The 25,637-nt window shown below is 67.5% G+C and carries 22 protein-coding genes and 1 other RNA gene; 13 read left to right on the top strand and 10 right to left on the bottom strand.

What is annotated here, in order from left to right:
* Positions 1–6 precede the first annotated feature (6 nt).
* Positions 7–876 carry a protease HtpX gene (htpX, locus tag AC07YZ_RS10330; RefSeq protein WP_226491501.1) on the top strand — a complete coding sequence of 290 codons (870 nt, stop codon included), beginning with the start codon at positions 7–9 and terminating at the stop codon, positions 874–876.
* Positions 877–949: 73 nt separating this feature from the next.
* Here the strand turns inward: htpX and AC07YZ_RS10325 are convergent, their stop codons facing one another.
* Both AC07YZ_RS10325 and AC07YZ_RS10320 read right to left on the bottom strand, forming a co-directional pair.
* On the bottom strand, positions 950–1,624 hold the full coding sequence (locus tag AC07YZ_RS10325; RefSeq protein ID WP_494794667.1) for a glycine zipper 2TM domain-containing protein: 675 nt from the start codon (positions 1,622–1,624) through the stop codon (positions 950–952).
* A gap of 116 nt (positions 1,625–1,740) precedes the next feature.
* Positions 1,741–3,573, bottom strand: a complete 1,833-nt coding sequence (locus tag AC07YZ_RS10320; protein ID WP_494794666.1) for an NAD(P)/FAD-dependent oxidoreductase — start codon at positions 3,571–3,573, stop codon at positions 1,741–1,743.
* Positions 3,574–3,687: 114 nt separating this feature from the next.
* On the opposite strand from AC07YZ_RS10320, the gene AC07YZ_RS10315 reads away from it, so the two are divergent.
* Together AC07YZ_RS10315 and rnpB are read left to right on the top strand one after the other, a co-directional pair.
* A complete protein-coding gene (locus AC07YZ_RS10315) occupies positions 3,688–5,073 on the top strand; it encodes an MATE family efflux transporter (RefSeq protein ID WP_494794665.1) in 1,386 nt (461 codons plus the stop codon).
* Between the two features lie 28 nt (positions 5,074–5,101).
* An RNA gene (gene rnpB / locus AC07YZ_RS10310) (RNase P RNA component class A) lies at positions 5,102–5,502 on the top strand.
* A 13-nt stretch (positions 5,503–5,515) separates the two neighbouring features.
* Here rnpB and AC07YZ_RS10305 read toward each other — a convergent pair.
* From AC07YZ_RS10305 to AC07YZ_RS10270, 8 genes are all read right to left on the bottom strand, one after another.
* Positions 5,516–6,316, bottom strand: a complete 801-nt coding sequence (locus AC07YZ_RS10305; RefSeq protein WP_494794664.1) for a metallophosphoesterase family protein — start codon at positions 6,314–6,316, stop codon at positions 5,516–5,518.
* Between the two features lie 18 nt (positions 6,317–6,334).
* Positions 6,335–8,035 carry an MBL fold metallo-hydrolase gene (locus tag AC07YZ_RS10300; RefSeq protein ID WP_494794663.1) on the bottom strand — a complete coding sequence of 567 codons (1,701 nt, stop codon included), beginning with the start codon at positions 8,033–8,035 and terminating at the stop codon, positions 6,335–6,337.
* Positions 8,036–8,198: 163 nt separating this feature from the next.
* A complete protein-coding gene (locus AC07YZ_RS10295) occupies positions 8,199–8,936 on the bottom strand; it encodes an aspartate/glutamate racemase family protein (RefSeq protein WP_494794662.1) in 738 nt (245 codons plus the stop codon).
* Between the two features lie 2 nt (positions 8,937–8,938).
* Positions 8,939–9,658 carry a GntR family transcriptional regulator gene (locus AC07YZ_RS10290; RefSeq protein ID WP_494794661.1) on the bottom strand — a complete coding sequence of 240 codons (720 nt, stop codon included), beginning with the start codon at positions 9,656–9,658 and terminating at the stop codon, positions 8,939–8,941.
* Between the two features lie 112 nt (positions 9,659–9,770).
* A complete protein-coding gene (locus AC07YZ_RS10285; RefSeq protein ID WP_494794660.1) occupies positions 9,771–10,643 on the bottom strand; it encodes an ABC transporter permease in 873 nt (290 codons plus the stop codon).
* Positions 10,644–10,645: 2 nt separating this feature from the next.
* Complete coding sequence (locus AC07YZ_RS10280; RefSeq protein ID WP_494794659.1) at positions 10,646–11,569, bottom strand: ABC transporter permease; 924 nt, start codon at positions 11,567–11,569, stop codon at positions 10,646–10,648.
* Positions 11,570–11,733: 164 nt separating this feature from the next.
* Positions 11,734–13,023 (bottom strand): ABC transporter substrate-binding protein, encoded by a 1,290-nt coding sequence (locus tag AC07YZ_RS10275; RefSeq protein WP_494794658.1) that lies wholly within the window; start codon positions 13,021–13,023, stop codon positions 11,734–11,736.
* Between the two features lie 54 nt (positions 13,024–13,077).
* Positions 13,078–14,088, bottom strand: a complete 1,011-nt coding sequence (locus AC07YZ_RS10270) for an ABC transporter ATP-binding protein (RefSeq protein WP_494794657.1) — start codon at positions 14,086–14,088, stop codon at positions 13,078–13,080.
* A gap of 204 nt (positions 14,089–14,292) precedes the next feature.
* On the opposite strand from AC07YZ_RS10270, the gene dapF reads away from it, so the two are divergent.
* The 10 genes from dapF to hslU all read left to right on the top strand — a co-directional run bounded on the left by dapF (position 14,293) and on the right by hslU (position 25,634).
* Positions 14,293–15,168 (top strand): diaminopimelate epimerase, encoded by an 876-nt coding sequence (gene dapF / locus AC07YZ_RS10265; RefSeq protein WP_494794656.1) that lies wholly within the window; start codon positions 14,293–14,295, stop codon positions 15,166–15,168.
* Between the two features lie 43 nt (positions 15,169–15,211).
* Positions 15,212–15,898: a DUF484 family protein gene (locus AC07YZ_RS10260; protein ID WP_226491514.1), complete on the top strand. Its 687-nt coding sequence runs from the start codon at positions 15,212–15,214 to the stop codon at positions 15,896–15,898.
* 19 nt (positions 15,899–15,917) lie between these two features.
* A complete protein-coding gene (locus AC07YZ_RS10255) occupies positions 15,918–16,958 on the top strand; it encodes a tyrosine recombinase XerC (protein ID WP_494794655.1) in 1,041 nt (346 codons plus the stop codon).
* A gap of 123 nt (positions 16,959–17,081) precedes the next feature.
* The gene (locus AC07YZ_RS10250) at positions 17,082–17,519 is read left to right on the top strand and encodes a DsrE family protein (protein WP_413465720.1); all 438 of its coding nucleotides are present in this window, start codon (positions 17,082–17,084) and stop codon (positions 17,517–17,519) included.
* A 341-nt stretch (positions 17,520–17,860) separates the two neighbouring features.
* On the top strand, positions 17,861–19,045 hold the full coding sequence (locus AC07YZ_RS10245) for a class I SAM-dependent rRNA methyltransferase (RefSeq protein WP_494794654.1): 1,185 nt from the start codon (positions 17,861–17,863) through the stop codon (positions 19,043–19,045).
* A gap of 70 nt (positions 19,046–19,115) precedes the next feature.
* Complete coding sequence (locus AC07YZ_RS10240; RefSeq protein WP_226491517.1) at positions 19,116–20,183, top strand: CobW family GTP-binding protein; 1,068 nt, start codon at positions 19,116–19,118, stop codon at positions 20,181–20,183.
* A gap of 325 nt (positions 20,184–20,508) precedes the next feature.
* On the top strand, positions 20,509–21,666 hold the full coding sequence (gene dksA, locus AC07YZ_RS10235) for an RNA polymerase-binding protein DksA (protein ID WP_494794653.1): 1,158 nt from the start codon (positions 20,509–20,511) through the stop codon (positions 21,664–21,666).
* A gap of 51 nt (positions 21,667–21,717) precedes the next feature.
* The gene (locus AC07YZ_RS10230) at positions 21,718–23,601 is read left to right on the top strand and encodes an STAS domain-containing protein (protein ID WP_494794652.1); all 1,884 of its coding nucleotides are present in this window, start codon (positions 21,718–21,720) and stop codon (positions 23,599–23,601) included.
* A 141-nt stretch (positions 23,602–23,742) separates the two neighbouring features.
* Positions 23,743–24,291: an ATP-dependent protease subunit HslV gene (hslV, locus tag AC07YZ_RS10225; protein WP_494794651.1), complete on the top strand. Its 549-nt coding sequence runs from the start codon at positions 23,743–23,745 to the stop codon at positions 24,289–24,291.
* 8 nt (positions 24,292–24,299) lie between these two features.
* Positions 24,300–25,634 (top strand): ATP-dependent protease ATPase subunit HslU, encoded by a 1,335-nt coding sequence (gene hslU / locus AC07YZ_RS10220; RefSeq protein ID WP_494794650.1) that lies wholly within the window; start codon positions 24,300–24,302, stop codon positions 25,632–25,634.
* The last annotated feature ends 3 nt before the right edge of the window (positions 25,635–25,637 follow it).

Genomic DNA, 25,637 nt, shown 5'->3' with positions numbered 1-25,637 from the left:
GACTTCATGAAACGCATCCTGCTGTTCGTCCTGACCAACTTTGCCGTCATGGCGGTGCTGTTGATCACCACCCGCATCCTGGGCGTGGACCGTTTCCTCACGGCCAACGGGCTGAACATGACGGCGCTGGCCGGGTTCTCGCTGGTGATCGGTTTTGGCGGCGCCATCATTTCGTTGCTCATCAGCAAGCCCATGGCCAAGTTCAGCACCGGCGCGCGGGTCATCAACCAGCCCCAGACCGCCGACGAGGCCTGGATCGTGCAGACGGTGCAGAACTTCGCCAGCAAGGCCGGCATCGGCATGCCCGAGGTGGCCATCTACGAGGGCGCGCCCAACGCCTTCGCCACCGGCGCCTTCAAGAACTCGGCCCTGGTGGCCGTGTCCACCGGCTTGTTGCAGAACATGACCAAGGAGGAAGTCGAGGCCGTGATCGGCCACGAGGTGGCCCACGTGGCCAACGGCGACATGGTCACCATGACGCTGATCCAGGGCGTGATGAACACCTTCGTGGTGTTCCTGAGCCGTGTGATCGGCTATGCGGTGGACGCCTTCCTGCGCCGAGGCAGCGACAGCCATTCCGGCCCCGGCATCGGCTACATGGTCACCACCATCGTGATGGACATCGTGCTGGGTTTCCTGGCCGCCATCATCGTGGCCTGGTTCAGCCGCCAGCGCGAGTTCCGCGCCGACGCCGGTGCCGCCAACCTGATGGGCCGCAAGCAGCCCATGATCAACGCCCTGGCCCGCCTGGGTGGCCTCACCCCCGGTGAGCTGCCCAAGACCATGCAGGCCATGGGCATCACCGGTGGCCTGGGCAAACTGTTCTCGACCCACCCGCCGATGGAAGAGCGCATCGACGCGCTGCAAAAGCTCTGAAACCGAACCGTTGAAAGCACGCAAAAAGGGCGACCCGAGGGTCGCCCTTTTTTGTGGACCGATGCCCGGGGGCTCAGCGCCAGTCACGGTCCCAGTGGTCGTCCGCCGAGCGGCGGGGGTAGTCTTCTTCATACGCGATCTGCGCCTCGACCGGTTCGGCCTGGTAGGCGCGGGAGCCGTTCACCACACGCGTCACCACGGGTTGCAGGTCTTGCCGCTGCTGATAGCGGCCGTATCCGTCGTGGCGCGGGTACGGGCTGGCCATGGCCGGCGTCACGTTCACCCGCACGAAGCGTCCCGGTTCTTCCGGCATCTGCACCTTGTATATGACGCCGGCGTATCGGTAGACCACGTCGTAGCCCACGGTGCGGCTCTGGTAGTGGGTCTGGGTCTGGCACTGGCGCACCACCTGCGTGCTGGGTTGTCCATGGCCTTCGATGCGGTTGCCCACCACGGCACCGCCCACCAGGCCGATCACGGTGGCCAGGGCGCGGCCGTTGCCGTCACCGATCGCGTTGCCCATGGCGCCGCCAGCGATGCCGCCGATCACCGCGCCAGCGCCCGTCTTGCGCCCGGGCACCACGACGGTCTCGTCGCGGCAGACCTCGCGCGGCACGGCAATGCGCTCGACCACGGGCGTGCTGCTGAGCACACGGGCCTTTTCCATCCGGGCTTGTGCCAGGCCGCTGGCGCTCACGCCGATCAGGCCGGCAAGGACGGGAATCAGGACGGGCTTGTTCAGAGTCATGGAGAGCTCCTGTGTTGAGGTGCCTCCATGGTGCGCAGCCTGTGTCAAGCCCACTTGGGGCCTGTGTAAAGCTGCCCGGCCAGTTGTAACGGCCGGTGTCCGCCCCGGCCCTGGTCTCAGGCGGCTGCTTGCAGGCCCAGCAGGTCGTGTGCCAGTGCCTCGGCCACCTTGAGGCCGTCCACCCCGGCCGAGAGGATGCCGCCGGCGTAGCCCGCGCCTTCGCCCGCGGGGTACAGGCCGCGCGTGTTCAGGCTCTGGAGGTCGGGGCCGCGCGTGATGCGCAGCGGCGAGCTGGTGCGCGTCTCCACGCCGGTGAGCACGGCGTCGGCCATGTCGTAGCCCTTGATCTTGCGGCCGAACACGGGAATGGCCTCGCGCATGGCCTCGATGGCGTAGGCGGGCAGGGCGGGGGCGAGGTTGCCCAGTTTCACACCCGGCTTGTACGAGGGCACCACGCCGCCCAGCGCCGTGGACGGCCGCTGCGTCACGAAGTCGCCCACCAGCTGGCCGGGCGCCTCGTAGGTGGCGCCACCCAGCTCGTAGGCCCGGGCTTCGAGCTGGCGCTGCAGCACGATGCCGGCCAGCGGATGCGTCTGGCCCTGCGCCGCCAGCGCCTGGGCCTGCTGGGCGTAGCGCGCGCCGTCGGCATCGCCGAAGGCGGCGGTCCACAGCGGGGTGTCTTGCGGAAACTGTTGCGGGAAGTCGGCCGGCTCGATGCCCACCACCAGGCCGGCGTTGGCGTTGCGTTCGTTGCGCGAATACTGGCTCATGCCGTTGGTGACCACGCGGCCCGGCTCGCTGGTGGCGGCCACCACGGTGCCGCCCGGGCACATGCAGAAGCTGTAGACCGCGCGGCCGTTCTTCGCGTGGTGCACCAGCTTGTAGTCGGCCGCGCCCAGCAGCGGGTGGCCGGCGTGGCGGCCCCAGCGCGCGCGGTCGATCACGCTTTGCGGGTGCTCGATGCGAAAGCCGACCGAGAACGGCTTGGCTTCGAGGAACACGCCCGCATCCCACAGCAGCGCGAAGGTGTCGCGCGAGCTGTGGCCCAGGGCCAGCACCACGCGCCGCACCGGCATCTCCAGCGTGTCACCGCTGTCGAGCCGGCGCACCCGCAGCGCCGCGATGCGCTGGCCGTCGCCGTCGGGCGCCAGCGTGAGGCCGCAGACCTGGTGCTGGAAGCGGATCTCGCCACCGAGCGCGACGATCTTGTCGCGCATGGCCTCGACCACCTTCACCAGCTTGAAGGTGCCGATGTGCGGGTGGGCCTGGTAGAGGATCTCGGGCGGCGCGCCGGCCTCCACGAACTCCTGCATCACCTTGCGGCCGAGGAAACGCGGGTCCTTGATCTGGCTGTAGAGCTTGCCGTCGGAGAACAGGCCGGCGCCGCCCTCGCCGTACTGCACGTTGCTCTCGGGGTTGAGCTGGCGCTTGCGCCACAGGCCCCAGGTGTCCTTGGTGCGCTCGCGCACCGGTTTGCCACGCTCCAGCACGATCGGCCTCAGGCCCATCTGCGCCAGCGCCAGCGCCGTGAACAGGCCGCAAGGCCCCAGGCCCACCACCACCGGCCGGTCGGACTCGTCCGCGGGCCAGCCGGCGGGCGCGTGGCCGGGCGGCTGCCAGGCCATGTCGGGCGTGGGCTGGATGTGCGGGTTGGCGGCGTGTTGCGCGAGCAGGGCCGCTTCCTGCGCCGGGTCCGCCAGCGTCAGGTCCACGATGTAGACGGCGAGCAGGTCGGCCTTGCGGGCGTCGAAGCTGCGCTTGAAGACCTGCAGGTGGGCGATGGCGGCGGTGTCCACACCCAGGGCTTGCGCGGCCAGCCGCGTCAGGGCTTCGGTCGGGTGGGGCGGCGGCTCGCGGTCGGCGTCGGTTTCGGTGGGCGCGTCGGCGGCGCGGCGGTGTTCGGCCGGCACCTCGGCCAGGGGCAGTTTGAGTTCGGCAATGCGGATCATGGCGGTGGCTTGTGTTTATCAAGCAGCGGGGGCGTTATTGTCGCCGTTCCACCGGCGCGCTTGCGCTGGACAATATATCCGGGTAGAATTATTTCATCCGGGTAAAATAAAACCATGCCGCCTTCTCAATCCTCCTCGCTGTCCGCTGTGCCACCACGGGTCCCCGCGCTGTGGCGCGTCTACCTGGTGTTCCTGGCGCCCATGGTGCTGTCCAACATCCTGCAGGGCCTCTCGGGCACGCTCAACGGCATCTTCATCGGGCAGATGCTCGGCACCCACGCGCTGGCGGCGGTCTCGGGCATGTTTCCCATCGTGTTCTTCTTCATCTCGCTGGTGATCGGGCTGGGCGCGGGCGCCTCGGTGCTGATCGGCCAGGCCTGGGGGGCGCGCGAACCGCACAAGGCGAAGGCCATCGCGGGCACCGCCATCACGCTGGGCGCGCTCATCGGGCTCGTGGCCGCGGTGCTGGGCACCGCCTTCGCCCGCGAAGCCATGCTGGCGCTGGGCACCCCGGCCGACGTGCTGGCCGACGCCGTGGCCTACGCGCGGATGATGATGCTCTTCATGCCGCTGCTGCTGGTGTTCATCCTGCTCACCCAGCTGCTGCGCGGTGTGAGCGACACCGTTTCGCCCCTGCTGGCGCTGCTGCTGTCCACCACCGTGGGGCTGGTGTTGACGCCGGCGCTCATCCAGGGCTGGCTGGGCCTGCCCCGGCTGGGCATCCAGAGCGCGGCGGTGGCCGGCTTCGTCTCCACCGCCGTCGCGCTGGTGTTTCTGGCGCTGCGCCTGCGCCGCCTGGGCCATGTGCTGGCGCCCGACCGCGAGCTGCTCAAGGTCCTGCGGCTGGACCGCGCCATCCTGGGCAAGGTGTTGCGCATCGGCCTGCCCACCGGCCTGCAGATGGTGGTGATCTCGCTGTCGGAGCTGGTGATCCTGGCGCTGGTCAACGGCCACGGTTCGCAGGCCACCGCGGCCTATGGCGCGGTCACGCAGATCGTCAACTACGTGCAGTTTCCCGCGCTCTCGATCGCGATCACGGCCTCGATTCTGGCGGCGCAGACCATCGGCGCGGGCCGGGTCGAGCGGCTGGGCGCGATCCTGGGCACGGGCCTGTGGCTCAACGCCGTGCTCACCGGCGGCCTGGTGCTGCTGGGCTACGCCCTCTCGCACACGGTGTTGGGCCTGTTCCTCACGCAGGCGCCGGTGCTGGCGCAGGCCGAGCACCTGCTGCACCTGATGCTCTGGAGCATCCTGGTGTTCGGCTTCCAGGCCGTGATCGGTGGTGTCATGCGCGCCAGCGGCGACGTCTTGGTGCCCATGGCCATTTCGGTGTTCTGCATCCTGGGCGTGCAGCTGCCGGTGGCCTACGCGCTGAACGCCCGCCTGGGGCTGGAAGGCATCTGGATCGCGTTCCCGGTGGCCTATGTGGCCATGCTGGGCCTGCAGACGGCGTATTACCGGGGCGTCTGGCGTCACCGCAAGATCCGCCGCCTGGTCTGAGAGGCTGAGTGCGGGATAATCCGCCGGTGAAGCGCGCCAGGCCGTCGCTGGCACAGCCCGCAAGGGAACCCGAAAGGGAGTGCTGGAGGAACGTCCGGACTGCACAGGACAGCGTAGGAGGTAACACCTCTCCACCGACAAGCCAGAAGGGTTCGCCCGGATGGCCCTAAGGTGAGGATCAGAGCAACAGAGACGAGTCACCTGGGGTGCCGCGGCGTAGGCGAAAGCCGAAGCTACGAGCAACCAAGGTGGGTGAAACGGGCAATCTCTACGCGCAGCAATACCAAATAGGCCAGCGTTGACGTGGTTCCGCGGAGCTGGCGGGTAGGTAGCACCGAGCCGATTGGGCGACCATCGGCCCAGATGAATGGCGGTCACACCGGGGGAAACCCCGGTGCACAGAATCCGGCGTAACGGCGCGCTTCACACTATTTTTCTTCGATCAACCGCGTGGCATGTGGCCCGTGCGCAGGGCGTATGCCCAGTCGGGGCGGTCCCGTTGATCGGCCAGCAAGGCCATGGACTCGTGGTCGTACGGCACGCTGATCAGGTCGCAGATCCAGCGCCCGTTGTGTTTCTCGACCACCGCGTAGCGTGCGTGCGGGCTGCCGGTTTCGATGCGGTGGTAACGCGACAGCGGGTACGGGTGGTCGTCGTCGTAGGCGGGCAGGCCCACGCTGCCCGGGTTGACGATCAACAAGCCCCGGGCGAGCCCCACGGACCGGGGCACATGGGTGTGCCCGCAGGCGAGCAGACCGATGTGCGGCGGAAGGCGCCCATCGAGCCGTTCCTCGATTTCGGCCGGCGTGGCCAAGCGGGCCTCTTCGCCCACCGGCGTTTCCAGCAGGTACTCGATGTCGCTGCGCGGGCTGCCGTGGCACAGGGCCACGTCGCTGCCCAGGCGCTCGGGCCACATCTCACCCCGATGCAACCGGGGGTCGCAGGGGTCCGCGTGGCTGGCCAGCCAGGTCTTGTCAGCGTCGGCCAACTGGCCGCTGGTGTAGGCGTCCGACAGGTTCTGGCGCGGCAGGGGCAGTTGCAGGACCTGCCGTTCGTGGTTGCCCGCGACATGCAGCCAGGGCAGGGGGCTCAGGCGCTGAGCAGTTTCCAGCGGCAGCAAAGGGCCACTGAGGGTGTCGCCCAGATTGATCACCTGGTGCACCTGGCGGCGTTCGATGTCTTGCATGACGGCCTCCAGGGCGGCCAGATTGCCGTGGATGTCGGATACCAGTGCCAGGCGCATACGTCCTCCTGTTTGTGTTCAGAGATTGAAACCACCCAGGCTCTGGAGGCGCTCCACGTGGGCCAGCAGCGAGCGCTTGGCCACCGGCCACAGGCGTTCGGGCACGTCGTCGTAGGCCAGCTTCACCCAGTCGTCCATGGTGCCTTCGGGTTGGTGTTGCATGGCGCGCGCCACCTTGGCTTCGCGCGCCAGGCGGTGGGCTTTCAGGTGGGCGATGGCTGCGCGGGCGCCGCCGTGTTCCGGTGCGCTCGGACTGTCCGCGGTTCGCCTCAGGTCGCCCAGCACGTAGCCGTGCGCGGGCAGGATGAATTCGACCCCGTGTTGCGCGCACAGCCGGTCCAGCTTGTCCAGCGAATCGAGGTAGTCGCCCATGTGGCCGTCGGGCGGGTCGATCACGGTGGTGCTGCCGTTGAGGATGTGGTCGCCGCTGAACAGCAGGCCGTCTTCTTCGAGCAGCAGGCAGAGGTGGTTGGCCGCGTGGCCGGGGGTGTGCACCACCTGCAGCGTGTGGGTGGCGCCGTCCTGGCCTTTGAGCACGAGGCGTTCGCCATCGGTCAGCGCGCGTTCGGGCATGAAGCGGCTGTTCTCGCGCGAGGTGGGCGCGCTGGGCAGACCGAGGATGGGGGGCTTCTCGGCACACAGGGCCTGCAGCCGCGCGGCGCCGGGCGAATGGTCGGGGTGGGAGTGGGTGCAGACGATGGCGCGGATGTCGCCGCCCGCGGCGCGCCACAGGCGTTCGATGTGTTCTGGAATGTCCGGTCCGGGGTCGATGGCGATGTGGCCGCTCACCGGGTCGCCCACCAGGTAGCTGTTGGTGCCCGGGCCGGTCATGAAGCCGGGGTTGGGCGCGGTGAGCCGTTGCACGTTTTTCAGCAGCGGCACCGGGCGCTGTGTCTGCCAGGCCAGCTCGTGCACGATCTGCCCGTGGGGGCTGACGAGCGCCAGTTCGCCAAACGGGGCCTCGTGTTCCATATGGCGCGATTCGTGGCCGTTCAGCAGGCCGGCACGCGGGCAACTGGTGAACAGCGGCTCATCGTTGACCGCACAAGCGTTCAACAGCTCATCGACCGAGGCAAAGGCCTGCAACCGCTCCAACGTGCGGGCGGTCGGGAAGATGATGAAGAAGTCGCCCGCCGCGTGGCGCGCCAGGGCGTCGGCCGGGCGCACCCAGACCGGTTCGAACTGCTCGGTCTCATCGGCCACCGGCTCCTGACCTTCGGGCATGCGCGCGACGAGGAAGGGCACGTCGAAGCGGCGTGGCAGGTCGCGGTCGGTGATCCAGTGGGCGAGCACGAAGACCTCGGCGCCGGACAGCGTGAGGCCTTGTGTGGCGCATTGGTCAGAGAAGGGCGCCTGGCGGTCGAGCGCTGCGATGTCGGCAGTGCCCAGGTGCGAGCCGTCGGCGCGGCGCGCGAGCAGGATGCCGAGCTCCTCGAAGCTCTCGCGGATGGCGGCGATGGCCTGCGTCAGGTGCAGGTCGCTTTGTGTCGCGCGGCGGGTGGACTGGCCATGCGATTGCGCATCGGCGGCGTCGATGCCGCCGCCCGGAAACACGTAGGCGCCGGGCGCGAAACTCGCCGTCATGGAGCGGCGTGTCATCAGCACTTCGATGCCCGGGTTGGCGGGCTCGGCGCTGTCGCGCAGCAGCAGCACGGTGGCGGCGGGGCGCACGGCGGCGGGCGTGCGGACGGGGTGGAGGCGTTGGGATGAGCGGACCATGCCGCATTGTGCTGCGCCCTGCCCATGGGCGCTGTCGCCCCGGTGGATGCACTTTCGCCAGCGTCAGAATCCGTTCGCACCGAGCTTGTCGAAGGGCATGCACCACGCGAGGCTTCGACAGGCTCAGCCCGAACGGTTTTGACGGATGGCGCGCAAAGCGCTGTCAGGCGGTTCCGAGCGCCGCCATCTCGGGCGACAGGCCCTGCCAGGCGATGTCGAAACCTGGGGTGTGGCGCGCGGGGGGCAGCGGCGGCGTGCGCAGCGCCCAGTGGGTACCGGCGGTGACGCTGTCGATCACCGGCACCGGCACATCACTCTGGATGGTCGCGGCCATGCCGGCCAGGCCCGCGCCACCGAGGATGACGGCCTGCACGCCGAGCTGGTGCGCCGCATCGCGGCAGGCCTGGGCCAGCAGGCGGTGAGCGGCGGCCGGGTCGGCGGCGAGCTGGGCACCGGTGGGTACCACGGTGTGGATGCCCGCGAGCTGCTGCGCCTGACCGAGCGCCTGCGCGAGGCGCTGCAGCATCGGTCCCCAGCGCTCGCCGCCGGTGACGATGGCGTAACGGCCGTGGCGCGCGGCTTCGATGAAGGCGGCCTCGGCCAGACCGGTGACCGGCGCGGGGCTGGACTCGCGCAAGGCCATCAGGCCCGGGTCGCCGAAGCAGCCGATCAACACCGCGTCGGGTGGGGCTTCTGCGCTCGCCAGCGCAGAAGCCCAGGCGTCGAGCGCGGCGTGGGCGGCCACGGCGTAGCTGGCTTCGTCGGCGATGTAAGGCGCGCCGAAGCGCGCGGTCACGGTGCGGACCTGCACGTGCAGACCGGCGGCGGCCTGTACATGGGTCTGCAGCAGCGCGCTCACGCGCTCCGAGGTGTTGGGGTTGATGACCAGCAGCTGTTTCATGTTCAACCGAACAGTTGCATCAGGTCCGGCGCGCCGTCGCGTGTGGGCTGAAAGCTCAGTTGCGACTCCAGCCGCTCCAGGTGCTCGCGCATCAAGCGCGAGGCCTCGCGTGCATCGCGCAGCTTGATCGCCGAAAGCAGGGCGCGGTGCTCCTGGCAGCCGCAGGCGGTGGCGTCTTCGCGCGCCTGGTTGTGCGGCGCGCTGTAGGTCATGAGGATCAGCGAGGTGCGCGAGACCAGCTCGCGCAGGATGCGGCCGAGCGTGCCGTGGCCGGCGTGGTCGGCGATGTGCAGGTGGAAGTCGCCCGAGAGCCGGATCGCGCGCCGCATGTCGCCCGCGGCGCGCGCCGCCTCTTCGTCGCGGATACAGCGGGTGAGGGTCTGGATGTCGGCCGTGGTGGCCGAGGCAATGAAGCGCTCCACCAGCGTGGGCTCGATCATGCGCCGCACCTCGAACACCTCGCGCGCCTCCTGTTCGCTGGGCTGGGCGATGGACGCGCCGCGGTTGGGCGTGAGCGTCACCACCTGTTCGTTGGCGAGGCGCACCAGCACCGGGCGGATGCGCGTGCGGGAAACGCCGAAGGCCTCGGCCAGCCGGTCCTCCACCAGCTTGGTGCCGGGCGGCAGCCGGTGGTCGAGGATGGCCGAGACCATGCGCTCGTAGATATCCTGATCGGACAGCGGCGTCATGGTCGTGGCGGGTGGAGCCTTCGGCTTCGTCATAGGGGGCATTCTCCGGCGCCACGGTCCAGCACACACCGTGGAACGGGCTTTGCCCGGCCACGGGTGTGGTCCCCCCTCCTGAGGGGGGAAGACGCGAAGCGGCGCAGGGGGGTCATCGCTTTTTCAGGAGCATGGCCACACCCACGGTGACGCCGATCACCGCGAACGACACCACGGTGGTCACGGTGCCCAGCGCGTAGATGGCCGGTGTGGTTACGGTGGAGGTGAGGCCCTGCAGCTCCAGCGGCAGGGTGTTGACGTCGCCGATGGCCTGCGAGGTGCGGGCGATCTCGTCCCAGCTGAGCGTGAAGCCGAACATGCCGATGCCGACCACCGAGGGGCCGATCAGGGGCAGTACCACGTGGCGGAAGGTCTGCCAGGGCGTGGCGCCCAGGTCGCGCGCCGCTTCTTCATAGGCCGGGTTGAAGCGGTTGAACACCGCGAACATGATCAGCAGGCCAAACGGCAGGGTCCAGGTGAGGTGGGCACCGAGCGCCGAGGTGAACAGGCCGAGTGCGGTGCCGTATGCCTCCAGCGTGCCGGTCGCGCCCACCGCTTCGAGCAGCCACTTGAGGCCACCGTCGAGCAGGCGGAACTGCAGGCCGATGCCCAGCGACACGATGATGGACGGCATGATCAGGCTGGCCACCGTCACATAGAACAGCGCGTTGCCACCGCTGAGCTTCTTGCGGAACGCCAGCCCCGCCAGCACCGAGAACAGCACGGTCAGCAGCATCACCACGCCACCCAGCATGAGCGAGCGCAGGAAGGCCGCGCCGATGTCCACCGTGCCCAGGCCCCCGGCGAGCTGGCGAAACCAGTGCAGCGACAGACCCCGCAGCGGGAAGGTCAGGCCGCCCTCCGGCCCTTGGAACGAGAGCACGAAGATGACGAACATCGGGCCGTACATGAACAGCACGAAGAGCGCGAAGACCAAAGCCAGTGGCCAGAAGCCGGGGGCGCGGGATTCGGTGGTGTGGGACATGGTCAGAGTTCCTTCCTGATATCAACCAGGCGGGTCAGGCACCAGATGATCATCAGCACCACCGCGAGCAGGATCACGGCGTTGGCGGCGGCCAGCGGGAATTGCAGGTAGCTGGTCTGTACCTGGATGATCTTGCCGACCGAGGCAATCTGTTGTCCGCCCATGACGCCGATGGTCACGAAGTCGCCCATGACGATGGTGATAACGAAGATCGAGCCGATGATGATGCCGGTCTTGCACAGCGGCACGACCACGTTCCACAGCGTCTGCCAGGCGCTGGCACCGGCGTCGCTGGCGGCCTCGAGCAGGCTGCGGTCGATGCGCATCATGCTGTTGAAGATGGGCACGATCATGAACATGGTGTAGAGGTGCACGAAGGCCAGCACCACCGAGAAGTCGGAGAACAGCAGCCACTCGATGGGGGTCTCGATCAACCCCATGCCCTGCAGGCCCTGGTTCACCAGGCCGTTGCGCCCGAGCAGCGGCACCCACGAGATCATGCGGATCACGTTCGAGGTCCAGAACGGCACGGTGCACAGAATGAACAGCGCCGTCTGCATGCCGGAAGAGCGCACATGAAACGCCAGGAAATACGCCACCGCAAAACCCAGCACCAGCGTGATGCCCCAGACCAGCAGGCTGAACTTCAGCGTGGACAGATACGTGGATAGCGAGACGCAGAAATCGCCGTGTTCGGTGAGTGTCGAGCAGCCTTCAAAAATAGCGAAGTAGTTGCGCAGTGTGAACGCCGGCAACAGCTCGTACTCGTTGAAGTCCCAGAAACTGACCATCACGATCAGCCCCAGCGGAATCAGGAAGAACAGCACAAACACCAGCGTGAACGGCGCCGCCTGCCACCAGGCGTGCAGCGTGCGGTTCGGGCTGTCGGCGACAGGTCCGGCGGTGGCGGTGGATGGGCTGCTCATGGAAGGTCAATCAGAGGAAAAAGCAGAAGCAACAAGGAGGGGGAGGGCGCTGCGGCGAGCGCAGCGAAGCCCCCTCCAGGCCACCGCGGAACCGGCTTTGCCGGGCCGCCAGTGGCGCCCCCCTCCGGGGGGTGACGCCGCAGGCGGCGCGGGGGGTGAATTCGTCACGCAGCGACGAATTCATTCCACTTCCTCACCATGTACTCGTTCTCATCCATCACCGCGTTCCAGCAGGCGATGCCGCCCATGCGCGCTTCGTAGCTGCCGCCGTCGCGCACCGCGCCGGCCTTGGCCAGCACGTCGCCATTCGGGCTCTTGATGTCCTGCGTGGCGGGTTTGCCCTCCATCCAGTAGGCCCACTCGTAGGCTTCCATCTTGGCCTTGGCAGTCTCCAGCACGGCGCTGTAGTAGCCCTGGCGATTCAGGTAGGCGCCGGCCCAGCCGTCGAGGAACCAGTTGATGAACTCGTAGGCGCCGTCGAGCTTGCGGCCGCTCAGCGTGGCGGGCAGGCCGAAGCCGGCGGCCCAGGCGCGATACCCTTCCTTCAGCGGCTGGAAGTTGCAGGCGATGCCCTTGGTGCGCACGGCGGTCACGGCCGGGCTCCACATCGACTGGATCACCACCTCGCCCGAGGCCATCAGGTTGACGGACTCGTTGAAGTCCTTCCACAGCGCGCGGAACTGGCCGGCCTTCTTGGCTTCGATCAGGGTCTTGATCGTGAGATCAATTTCCTTCTTGGTCATGTTGCCCTTGTCGGGGTACTTGTAGAGGCCCATGGCTTCGACCACCATGGCCGCGTCCATGATGCCGATGGAGGGGATGTTCAGGATCGCGGCCTTGCCCTTGAACTCGGGGTTCAGCAGCTCGGCCCACGAACTGATGGGACGCTTGATCAGGTCGGGGCGGATGCCCAGCGTGTCGGCGTTGTAGACCGTGGGAATCAGTGACATGAACTGCGTCGGCGACTTCGCGAAGACCTTGCTCTTTTCGCCTTCGAGGTAGATCACCTTCTTGGGCGCCGTGCCCTGGTCGCCCACGGCCTTGCCGGCCACGGTGCCGGTGGTGAACAGCGGGGTGATCTTGTCGGCGTTCTTGATCTTCTTGACGTCGATGCCCTTCAAGTTGCCGGTGGGCACGATCTTCTTGAGCGAGAAGTACTCGGTGTCGATCAGGTCGAAGCTGTTGGGTGCGGTCACGGCGCGTTTGGTCACGTCGTCGGTGGTCACGGCCACGTACTGGATCTTGATGCCGGTGTCCTTCTCGAACTTCTCGGCGATCGTCTTGTCCTGGTTCACCGCGGTGCCCAGGTAGCGCAGGGTGATCTTTTCCTGCGCGATGGCCGGCGACATGCCGCTGGCCAGGATGCCGGCCATGCCGGCGGTGCCCTGCAGCAGGCTGCGGCGCGAGAGGCCCGTGGCGGGCGTGGCGGAAATGGGGTCGATCGGATCGGACATGGTGAAGCTCCTGTGGCTGGGGTTGGAACGGGGAAGGGAAGCGGAAAAGAAGGGTCAGGCGCTGCCGAAGCTGTGGGCCTGTTCGGGTGCCCAGGTCAGGCCGACGCGGTCGCCCGGGTGGTAGGGGGTCTGCACGAAAGCGGCCTCGGACAACATCACCGACACCTTGTCGCTGGCCTCGGCCTGATCCAGTTGCAGGCCCAGCAGCACGTAGCTGCCCTGGTACTCGACATCGCTCACGGTGGCGGGCCAGCCCGCGCCCTCGGCCGGTGCGAGTCGGATGTGGTCGTTGCGCACGGCGACCTTGCCCACGGTGGTGTGAAGCACGTTGTGGCCGCCCATGAAGCGCGCCACGAACTCGCTGGCCGGGCGGTTGTAGACCTCGTGCGGCGATCCGACCTGTTCGATGCGACCGTGGTTCATCACCACCATGGTGTCGGCCAGTGCCATGGCCTCTTCCTGTGAGTGGGTGACGTGGATGAAGGTCAGGCCCAGTTCCTTTTGCCAGTGGCGCAGCTCGGCGCGCATCTGGATGCGCAGGAAGGGGTCGAGCGCGGAGAGTGGCTCGTCGAGCAGCAACACGCGCGGCTGGGTGATGAGCGCGCGCGCCAGCGCCACGCGCTGCTGCTGGCCGCCCGAGAGTTCGCCCGGTTTGCGCTGCGCCAGGTGGCCCATGGCCACACGTTCCAGCAGGTCCTGCGCCTGGCGCTGGCGGGTGGCCTTGTCCACGCCTTTCATCTTGAGGCTGAAGGCCACGTTATCCAGCGCCGAGAGGTGCGGGAACAGCGCGAAGCTCTGGAACATCATGGCCGTGCCGCGCGCGGCCGCGGGCAGGCCGGTGATGTTGCGGTTCTCCAGCAGGATGTCGCCGCTGGTGGTGCTTTCGTGCCCGGCGATCATGCGCAGCGTGGTGCTCTTGCCGCAGCCCGAGGGCCCGAGCAGGCAGCAGTAGCTGTTGGCGGCGATGCGCAGGTCGATGGCGTCCACCGCCACGCTGCCCTGGGCGTAGCGTTTGGTCAGGGCGATGAGTTCGATGGCGTTGGGCGTGGGGGTGGAGGCGTCCATGCCAGCCGTTGATGCACAAGGCGTGCCAGGCGTTTTGTACGCAATACGCACAGGATTGTGTACAAAATGGCACTCTTGTTGTGCGCAAAGAGACGGCGCGAAGCGATTCATGGACCGCACCGGTGCATGCGCACCGCTGTGAGGCGCGCCCCGGCGTGCGACCCACGCACCGCCGGGCGGCGTGATGGGCGGATAATTCCGCCCATGCACATCCGCTTCACCAAAATGCAGGGCGCGGGCAACGATTTCGTCGTGCTCGACGAGACGCGCGGCCTCCTGGGGCTCAGCCATGCGCAGTACCGCTGGCTGGCCGACCGCCACTTCGGCGTCGGCGCCGACCAGATCCTCAGCGTGCGGCCCTCGCCCGGACCGGGGCTGGACTTTGAATACGTGATCCACAACGCCGACGGTGGCGAGGTCGAACACTGCGGCAACGGTGCGCGTTGCTTCGTGCGCTATGTGCGCGACAAAGGCATGACCGACGCCAACCCGGTGCGCGTGAAAGTGAAGCAGGGCGAGATCAGCCTGGCGCTGAACCCCGACGGCCGGGTCACCGTGGACATGGGCGCGCCCGTGTTCGCGCTGGAGCGCGTGCCGTTTGATGCGAGCGACCTGCAGGCCCAGGCCATGGGCAACTTCGAGCGCTGGCCGCTGGCCTTGCCGGGTGGCGGTGAGGCGCTGGTGTCGGTGCTGTCCATGGGCAACCCGCACGCGGTGCAACTGGTGGACAACGTGGACAGCGCGCCCGTGTTGGCCCAAGGACCGCTGATCGAAACCCACGCGCGTTTTCCGGCGCGCGTCAACGCCGGCTTTTTGCAGATCGTCAACCGCGGCCAGGTGCGCCTGCGGGTGTACGAGCGCGGCGCCGGCGAGACGCTGGCCTGCGGCACCGGTGCCTGCGCCGCCGTGGTGGCCGGCATCCGCCTGGGTCTGCTGGATGCGAAGGTCGACGTGCAGACGCACGGCGGCGTGCTCACCATCGAATGGGCCGACACACCGGCCCACGACGCCCCGGTTTTCATGACCGGCCCGGCCACCACCGTGTTCGAGGGCGAGATCAATGTGCCCGACCTCGCTTGATCGCGCGCCGTTCGCGCTCGGCTGAACCCTTTACCGCCCGACCATGACCCCCAACACCATCCCCCCGATCACCGAAGACGACATCGCCAACTACCTGGCCAACACCCCCGACTTCTTCGTGCGCCACGCCGGCCTGCTGGGCACGGTGCAACTGACCAGCCCGCATGGCAGCCGCGCGGTGAGCCTGCAGGAGCGCCAGGCCGAGCTGCTGCGCGACAAGATCAAGGGCCTGGAGCAGAAGGCGGTCGAGATGATCCGCCACGGCAGTGAAAACTCGGCCATTGCCGACAAGCTGCAGCGCTGGACCAGCGAGTTGCTGCTCACGCGCGACCCGCGTGAGCTGCCCTGGGTCGTGGTGCGCGAGATCGCCGCGCAGTTCCAGGTGCCGCAGGTGGCCGTCAAGGTCTGGGGGGTGTCGCCCGAGTTCGCCGCAGAGCCGTACGCGCAGGGCGCCAGCGAGGACGTGATGGCGTTTGCCGCGTCGCTCACGCTGCCCTACTGCGGGGGCAACCCCGGGCTGGAGGCCGCGCAGTGGCTGGACGACCCCAAGGCCGTGGCCTCGCTGGCGCTGATTCCCCTGCGCAGCGTTGCCGTGCCCCAGGCCTTTGGCCTGCTGGTGCTGGCCTCGAACGACGCGCAGCGTTTCGCGGCCGACATGGGCACCAGTTTCCTGGAGCGCATCGGCGAGCTCACCAGCGCCGCGCTCTCGCGGCTGCGCCCCGAGGTCTGAACCCAGACCCGAGCACCGAATGACCGGCCCGCTGTCGCGCACGGATGTGGTTCTGGGGCAGGCCGACGATGCGGCCCTGGTGCAGGCCTATCTGGCACACGTGCGGGTCGAAAAGCGGCTCGCGGAGCGCACCGTGGTGCTCTACACCGGGGATCTTGAAAAACTGGCCCATCAGGCCGCTGCCGCGGGCGTTGCCCTGCGCCGCGTGCAGAACGCCCACATCCGCCGCTGGGTTGCGCAGATGCACAGCGGCGGACGCAGCGCGCGTGGCATCGCCCTGATCCTGTCGGGCTGGCGCGGTTTCTACGTGTGGCTGGGCCGTCAGGGCCTGGTGGAACACAACCCGGTGCAGGACGTGCGCGCGCCCAAGGCGGGCAAGCCGCTGCCCAAGGCGCTGGGCGTGGACGAATCGGTGCAGCTCGCTTCGCACGTGGAAGCGGCCGACGACCCGGCGCTGGAGGCGCGCGACGCCTGCATCACCGAGCTGCTCTACGGCTGCGGTCTGCGCATCGGCGAGCTGGTGGGGCTGGACGTGGCGGCCAGCGCCAGCGCGCGCGGCTGGATCGACGCGCAGGCCGGCGAGGCCCATGTGCTGGGCAAAGGGTCCAAGCGGCGCAGCGTGCCGGTGGGCCGCGCGGCGCTGGCGGCCTTGGCCCGGTGGCTGGAGCTGCGCACCGCCTGGGTGGGCCACAAGATCGACGCTTCCGCCGCCCTGTTCGTGGGGGCCGGTGGCCAGCGCCTCACGCCGCAGCACATCCGCGTGCGGCTCAGGCGCCGCTCGCTGCTGGCCGGCCTGGCCACGCCGGTGCACCCGCACATGCTGCGCCACTCGTTCGCCAGCCACGTGCTGCAGTCCAGCGGCGATCTGCGCGCGGTGCAGGAGCTGCTGGGCCACGCCAGCATCAGCACCACGCAGGTCTACACCCGGCTCGATTTCCAGCACCTGGCGCAGATGTACGACGCGGCCCACCCGCGGGCGCAGGCGCGTGCCGGGGATGCGGGTGGCAATGGCCCGGCACGCCCGCCCGCGGCGGTGCCGGCGCGCAAGCCCGGGCGCTGACCGGCCCGGGACGCCGGGCCAGGATGCCTGGGCGATGGGGCCGGGTTATCCCTGTAGGATTTGCCGGCCCAGCCCCGACAATCGTTTCATAAGCAATCACTACTTAATCCCAGGAGACCCCCCATGCTCAAGTTCCTCATGGCCCTCAAGTCGCTGCTGCTCGCCGGGCTCATGGCCACCTCGCTGTCGGCGCAGGCGGCCGACGACGCGATCAAGGTCGTCTATCACATGAGCGAGGGCATCCCCCAGGCTTCGCGCGCCATCAACAACATCCGCAACCACCTGGCGGCCGACCCCAAGGCCAAGATCGTGGTGGTGACCCATGGCCTGGGCATCGACTTCCTGCTCGATGGCGCCACCAACCAGATGGAGCAGCCCTTCGCGGGCGCCATCGGCGAACTGGCGGCCAGGGGCGTGGAATTCCGCGTCTGCAACAACACCCTGGTCTCGCGCAAGATCGACCCGGCGAGGGTGGCAATGGAAGCCAAGATCGTGCCCTCGGGCGTGGCCGAGGTGGCCCGGCTGCAGGCGCGCGAGGGTTTTGTTTACCTACGCCCTTGACTTGGCCCACCCCCGCCGCGCTGCGCGCGACCCCCTGAAAGGGGGCAACGCGAGCGGCCCGGCGGAGCCGGTTCCGCCGCGTTCTGGGTTCGGGCACTTCGCGCCGGAGGGGCCACACCCCGCGCCGCTTGCGGCGTCACCCCCTCAAATGGGGCGATGCGAGTGGCTCGGCGGAGTCGGTTCCACCGCGTTCTGGGTTCGGGCACTTCGCTTCGGAAAGGGGCCACCTCCCCGCACCGAGGGGGAGCCCCCAAGGGCACCGCCGGGCCGGCTTCGCCGGACGGCCAGTGCCGCCCCCTGGGGGGTGACGCCGCAGGCGGCGCAGGGGGGACAATACTTTCATGAAAACCATTCGACTGAGAGCCGGCAAAGAGCGTTCGCTGCTGCGCCGCCACCCCTGGGTGTTTGACGGCGCCGTCGCCAAAGGCGGCGGGGACGCGGGCGAAACCGTGCGAGTCGAAAGCGACGAAGGCCAGTTCCTGGCCTGGGGTGCGTTCTCTCCGGCCTCGCGCATCCGCGTGCGCGCCTGGAGTTTTGACGAGGCCCAGCGCATCGACGCCGCCTTTTTCCGCGACACGCTGGCGCGCGCCATCGCCCTGCGCGAGCGCCTGGGCATCGAAAGCAACGGCATCCGCCTGGTGCACGGCGAGTCCGACGGCCTGCCGGGCCTGATCGTGGACCGCTACGGCGACACGCTGGTGGCCCAGTTCACCGCCTGTGGCGTGGAGCGCTGGAAGGCGGTGATCGCCGATGCGCTGATCGAACTCACCGGCTGCCCGCGCCTGTACGAGCGTTCCGACACCAGCAGCCGCAAGCTCGAAGGCCTGCCCGATGCCACGGGCTGGCTGCGCGGCAGCGGCGAGACGTCGCTGGAACTGCTGGAGCACGGCTGGCGCCTGGGGCTGGACATCGCGCACGGCCACAAGACCGGTTATTACCTGGACCAGCGCGACAGCCGCCTGGCCCTGTACCAATACACGAAGCGCCTGGGTTTTGCCCAGGTGCTCAACTGCTTCAGCTACACCGGCGGCTTCAGCGTGGCCGCGCTGGCCGGCGGGGCGGGGCACGTGACCAGCATCGACTCGTCCGGCCCGGCGCTGGAGCAGGCGCGCACGAACCTGTTGCGCAACGGGCTGGACCTGGCGCAGGCCACGTTCATGGACGCGGATGTGAACGCTTCGCTGCGCCAGTTCGTGGCCGAAGGGCGCAGCTTCGATGCCATCGTGCTCGACCCGCCCAAATTCGCACCCACGGCGGCCCACGCCGAGCGCGCGGCCCGCGCCTACAAAGACCTCAACCGCCAGGCCTTCAAGCTGCTCACGCCCGGCGGCGTGTTGTTCACCTTCTCCTGTTCGGGCGGCATCGGCGTGGAGCTGTTCCACAAGATCGTGGCCTCGGCCGGGCTGGACGCGGGTGTGGACGGCGCCATCCTGCAGCGCCTGGGCGGCGCCTGCGACCACCCGATGACCATCAACTTCCCCGAAGGCGAATACCTCAAAGGCCTGGTGGTGATGAAAAAGGCGTAGAACCCGTGGGTCGCATACACTCCCCCGCTGTTTCGTCCCCCGCCACCCCGTTGCCGGAGTTTTTCCCGCCATGTCCTTGATCCCCGCCACCATCCTCACCGGCTTCCTCGGTTCGGGCAAGACCACGCTGCTCAAGCGCGTGCTGACCGAGGCGCACGGGCAGAAGATCGCGGTGATCGAGAACGAGTTCGGCGAGGAGAACATCGACAACGAGATCCTGGTGGCCGACACGCAGGAAAACATCATCCAGATGAGCAACGGCTGCATCTGCTGCACCATCCGCGACGACCTGCGCGCCACGCTGCACGACCTGGCCGAGAAAAAGCGCAAGGGTGAACTCGACTTCGAACGCGTGGTGATCGAAACCACCGGCCTGGCCGACCCCGGCCCGGTGGCTCAGACCTTCTTCATGGACGACGAGGTCGCCGAGCAGTATTTGCTCGACTCCATCCTGACCCTGGTGGACGCCAAACACGCGGCCGACCAGCTCAACGACCGCCAGGAGGCGCGCCGCCAGGTGGGCTTTGCCGACCAGATCTTCATCAGCAAGGCCGACCTGGTGAGCCAGGAAGAGCTCGACGCGCTGATCCATCGCCTGAAACACATGAACCCGCGCGCGCCCATGCGCCCGGTGCATTTCGGCGAAGTGGCGCTCAGCGAGGTGTTCGACCTGCGCGGCTTCAACCTCAACGCCAAGCTCGACATCGACCCGGATTTCCTCAAGGTCGAAGACGAGCACGACCATGATCACGACCACCACGATCATGAGCACGGCGAGCACTGCAACCACGCCTCGCACCAGCACGGTCACGAAGGCCACGGTCATCACCACCATCACGACGACGATGTGAAGAGCTTCGTCTACCGCGCCACCCGGCCGTTCGACCCGGCCAAACTGGAAGATTTCCTGGGCGCCATCGTGCAGGTCTATGGCCCGCGCATGTTGCGTTACAAGGGCGTGCTCGACATGCAGGGCACCGACCGCAAAGTCATCTTCCAGGGCGTGCACCAGCTCATGGGCAGCGACCTCGGCCCTCCCTGGGCCGCGGGTGAAGCCCGCGAAAGCAAAATGGTGTTCATCGGCCTGGACCTGCCGCGTGACATCCTGGTCCAGGGCCTGGACCAGTCGCTGGTTTGACCAGCGCCACCAGCACCCGATGGCATGACGATCGAATGAACAGGATCTGATCGTGCTCTTTGTCTCGCTTCTCCAACGATTGGGATTTCGATCAAACCCGGCGGCGGTTGCCGCGGAGCCACCCTCGTTACAATCGCGGCCCAAGTCGGCCGCCCGACGACCCGCCGCGAAAGCGGATCGCGGCGCTCAGAAGCGGGGCCGTATTGGGGGTATAACAACGAATCCGCTGGCGCAGCCGGCGCAAGATGGCGCACCATTGGCCCCGGCCGGCGGCAGCGCTGCGCCCCTAGACCACGCATTGTCAGGTACTGAGAGGAGTCCCGTTGTGAAAGCCCCGGCCACCAGGACAGCGAAAAAAGGCAAGCCCGCCGCAACGGGTGTCAAGGCCAGCTCGTCCGCCACCGCCTCCAGGGTGTCCTCAACCAGCAAGTCCGCCGCCAAGGTGGCACCGAAGCCCTCCGCCAAGGCCGTGGCCAAACCTGCGGCCAAGACCGCGAAGACGTCCTCCGCCCCCAAATCCGTGGCGCCGGTGAAATCCGGCCCATCCAGCAAGCCCAGCAGGGCCGCGGCAAAAACCGCCGCGGTCAGCGCCACACGACCGGTCAAGCCGGTCAGCAAAACCATGGCAAAAACTGCTGTCAAACCCGCCGCAAAACCTGTCACCCCGGCACCGGCCAAACCGGTCGCGAAGTCCGCCACGGCCAAGCCGGCGGCCAAAGCAGCGGTAAAGTCCGCGTCAGTGCCTGTTTCAAAAGTCTCCCCCAAAACCGCACCGGCCGCCGCCTCAGCGTCTGCTTCCAAAACCTCCAGCGCCCGTTCGCCCGCCGCCCCGGCCAAGGCCGCGACGTCCATGCCCGTCGTCGAGCCCACGCCAAGGCCTCTGGGCAAGCGGGCCGCGAAGAAGGTCATGATGGAGCAGATGACCCAGGCGGCGGTGATTCCCACCCACGCACCCGATGCCGCCAAGGCGACTTTTTCCACCATGAACGAACGTGCCGTAATGACCCCTCCTGTGCCATCCTCCATCCAGAAGGACCCCAAGCGGGCCAACAACTGGAAAACCGTGCCGGTTGAGCAGCTGACCGACCAGGATATTCAGGCCATGCCGGACAGTGAGTACATGAGTGAACTGCAGCTCAGCTACTTCCGCCGCAAGCTGTCCCAGCTCAAGGCCGACATGCTGGCCAACGCCGGCGAAACCACCGAGCATCTGCGCGAAGACACCGTGGTGGTGCCCGACCCGGCCGACCGCGCCACCATCGAGGAAGAACACGCCCTCGAGTTGCGTACCCGTGACCGCGAGCGCAAGTTGCTCAAGAAGATCGAACAGGCCATTGCCCGCATCGATTCGGGTGACTACGGTTATTGCGAGGAAACCGGCGAAGCCATTGGCGTCGGTCGCCTCATGGCTCGGCCCACCGCCAGCCTCTCGCTCGAAGCGCAACAGCGCCGCGAACTCAAGCAGAAAATGTTCGGGGATTGAGTCTTCGCCGTCCATCCCATCTGTAGCCCATCCCCCCGACAACGACCCGACATGTCCAAGGACGAATCCAACGGCGGTTTTCTGTCCAAAGTGGTGAAGTTCGTGCGCCATCCGACCACCAGCTGGTCGGATCTGGACACACGATCCGCCGATCGCGAAAGCGAGTACAGCAAGGCGGCGCTCAAGGAAATGATCGAGCGCAAGCGGCGCAACGACTTCGTGCGCAAGCGCGAGTTCGACATGCTGCGCAAGATCCGCAGTCGGGAAGCTTCCGGGGGCGAGGGGCAGGGGGTGCGGCCTTCGTTCTTCCAGAGCAGCCTGCCGTCGAAACCCGACGACCGGGCGATGACGCTGAAGAAGATCGATGAGATCGAAGCCCAGATGTCGATGCAGTGGTGGAAGACCAAGGGACCCGATTCCCAGGCCACCGCGAGCTCCAGCCTGGGTTCGGGGGCGCACTCCACGGGGGGCACGCCTCTGGACCGCAAGGCCGAGGCGCACGACAAGTCGGTGGCCGGGGCCGAAGCCAAGCGGCGCACCGCTCAGTACACCGAAACCGAAGCCTCTCCCTTGCCCGAAAACACGGCGCCCGCGCCCAAACCCGCGCCAGCGGCATCCCCGGCGCCGGCCGTCGCCCCGGTTGCCGCTGCCGCGAGTCCGAAGGAGAAGGGGGGCAAGCTGTGGGGACCCTCTCGTGAGCAGGAACTGTCGCGCGACTCGCACCAGCCCTCGTCGTCTCCGGCCCGCACCGGCTTGATGGCGCCCTCTGGAAACAGTGTGCAGCCGAGTGCCGGTTCCGGGTTTTCGGCCTCGCACTTTTTTGCACTGGATGTGCAGGAAATCGCGCAGGATCCTGAGGTCGAGGAGGCTTCCATCCGGTTCGCCAACGGCGACGATGCCGGTGCCGAGCAGGGGCTGATGGAAGGCCTGACCGATGGAGGTGCGCGGGCCCAGCAGGTGGACGACTGGCTGGCCCTGTTCGATCTGTACCGCGCCACCGGTCAGCTCGCGCCCTTCGAGAGCCGGGCGGTCGATTTCGTCAACCGCTTCAACCGTTCGGCGCCGCAGTGGTACGACATGCCTGAGATCGTGTCCAGCATGAGCGGAAAGACCTTCACGCCCTCGTCCGGACCGAACCGGGCGGTCTGGGTCTGTGAACCCGATCTGGACGCGCACGCGGTGGGCACGCTGCAGAACGTGTTGCTGCGCGCCAGCAAGCCCTGGGTGCTGGACTGGTCGCCGGTCGAGAGCATCGATGTGAAGGCCGCGCGTGCGCTGCTGGGGGTCTTCACCCTCTGGGGCGATCAGGATGTGGAGCTGCGCTTTTATGGTTCTTCGAACCTGCGAGAGCTGCTCAAGACATTGACGCCGTCGGGTCGGCGCGATGTGGAGCAGCTCTGGTGGGAGTTGCGCATGGCCGTGCTGCGGGTCATGAACCTGGTGGATGAATTTGAACTGGCCGCGCTCGACTTCTGCGTGACCTACGAGGTGTCTCCTCCAGGCTGGGAGAAGCCCCGCTGCCACTTCCTTGGACTGTCGTTGGATGCCTCGGGCGAGGTCGGCCAGTCGGTGCTGGGCGAGGTGGTGCTGGAGCAGGTGCCCTCGACCTACCCGGGCGAGTCGGTGCTGGAAGGCCAGAGTTCCGAATTCAACCAGTTGGGCCTGGTGGAGCTGTCGGGCGAGATTCGCGGCGACCCGCAGGCCACGCTGGAGACGCTGGAGCGCCGTCTTCAGGGGGCGGACGTGATGATCATTTCCTGCCGCAACCTGATCCGTGTCGATTTTTCGGCCGCGGGTACCCTGCTCAACTGGGTTTCGGGCCACCATGCGCAAGGCCGCCTGATCCAGTTCGTTGACGCCCACCGTCTGGTGTCGGCCTTCTTTCACGTCATCGGGATCACCGAATACGCCAAGGTGGTGGTGCGGAACGATTGAGGCTGGGTTCCTACCGCGCCGCCTGCAGTGTCACCCTCCCAGGGGGCGGCACTGGCGGCCCGGCAGAGCCGGTTTCGCGGTGCCCTCGGAATTGCGCCGACGGGCTTGTGAACCTTCTGCTCATCCCCATCTCTTCCCCTTATGGAAACTTTTCACGGAACCACCATCGTCTGCGTGCGTCGAGAGACGCCGCAAGGCGTGCAGGTCGCCATCGGCGGCGACGGCCAGGTGACCCTGGGCAACATCGTTGTGAAGGGCACGGCGCGCAAGGTGCGCAAGCTGTATCACGATCAGGTGCTGGCCGGTTTTGCCGGTGCCACCGCCGATGCCTTCACCTTGTTCGAGCGCTTTGAGGCCAAGCTGGAAAAACACCAGGGGCACCTGGTGCGCGCCGCGATCGAGCTCACCCGCGACTGGCGCACCGACCGCGTGCTGCGTCGGCTCGAAGCCATGCTGGCCGTGGCCGACCGCAGTGCCGCGCTGATCATCACCGGCAATGGCGACGTGCTGGAGCCCGAGCACGGTGTGGTGGCCATCGGCTCGGGAGGGGCCTATGCCCAGGCCGCCGCCCGTGCCCTGATCCAGCACACGGCCCTGAATGCCGAAGAGGTGGTGCGGCAGTCGCTCACGATCGCGGGCGAGATCTGCATCTACACCAACATGAACCACACGATCGAAACCCTGGAGTGAGCGAAACCATGTCTTCCATGACGCCCCAGGAGATCGTCTCCGAACTCGACCGCTTCATCATCGGCCAGAAAGGCGCCAAGCGCGCCGTGGCCATTGCCATGCGCAACCGCTGGCGTCGCCAGCAGGTGGACGAAAAACTGCGGCCCGAGATTACGCCCAAGAACATTCTCATGATCGGCCCCACCGGCGTGGGCAAGACCGAGATCGCGCGCCGCCTGGCGCGGCTGGCCGACGCGCCCTTCATCAAGGTCGAGGCCACCAAGTTCACCGAGGTGGGCTATGTGGGCAAGGACGTCGACAGCATCATCCGCGATCTGGCCGACATCGCGATCAAGCAGACGCGCGAGATCGAGATGCGCAAGCAGCGCGCACGTGCCGAGGACGCGGCTGAGGAGCGCATCCTGGACATCCTGATTCCGCCGCCGCGCGGCTTGGGCGCCGAACCGGCCACCGTGCCGAGCCCCGAAAGCACCGCACGCCAGGCGTTTCGCAAGAAGCTGCGCGAGGGCCAGCTCGATGACCGTGAAATCGAGATCGACCTGGCCGAGCCCCGCCCGACCATGGAGATCATGGGGCCGGCCGGCATGGAGGACATGGCCGAACAGCTGCGAGGCATGTTCAGCCAGCTCGGACAGGACAAGCGCCGCACCCGCAAGCTCAAGATCGCCGAAGCCATGAAGCTGCTGATCGAAGAGGAGGCAGGCAAGCTGGTCAATGAAGAAGAGATCAAGATCCGTGCGCTGCAGAACGCCGAGCAGAACGGCATCGTGTTCATCGACGAGATCGACAAGGTGACCTCGCGCAGCGACTCGGGCGGCGCCGAGGTGTCGCGCCAGGGGGTGCAGCGCGACCTGCTGCCGCTGGTCGAAGGGACCAACGTGTCCACCAAGTACGGCGTGATCAAGACCGATCACATCCTGTTCATCGCCAGCGGTGCGTTCCATCTGGCCAAGCCCAGCGACCTGATCCCTGAGCTGCAGGGGCGTTTCCCCATCCGGGTGGAGCTGCAGTCGCTGTCGGTGGACGATTTCGAGGCCATCCTGACCCAGACCCACGCCTCGCTGGTGCGCCAGTACCAGGCGCTGCTGGCCACGGAGGGGGTGACGCTGGTGTTCACGCCCGAAGGCATCCGGCATCTGGCGCAGATCGCCTGCGATGTGAACGAACGCACGGAAAACATCGGCGCGCGCCGACTGGCCACGGTGATGGAGCACTTGCTTGACGAAGTCAGTTTTGCCGCCACCGGTCTGCAGGGGCAGACCATCACGGTGGACGCGGCCTATGTGGACGGTCGGCTCACCGAGCTCAGCCGCAACGAGGATCTGTCGCGCTACATCCTCTGAACC

It is taken from the genome of Hydrogenophaga sp. GW101-3F08, from assembly GCF_059424585.1.
This window is presented reverse-complemented; position numbering and strand designations above follow the sequence as displayed.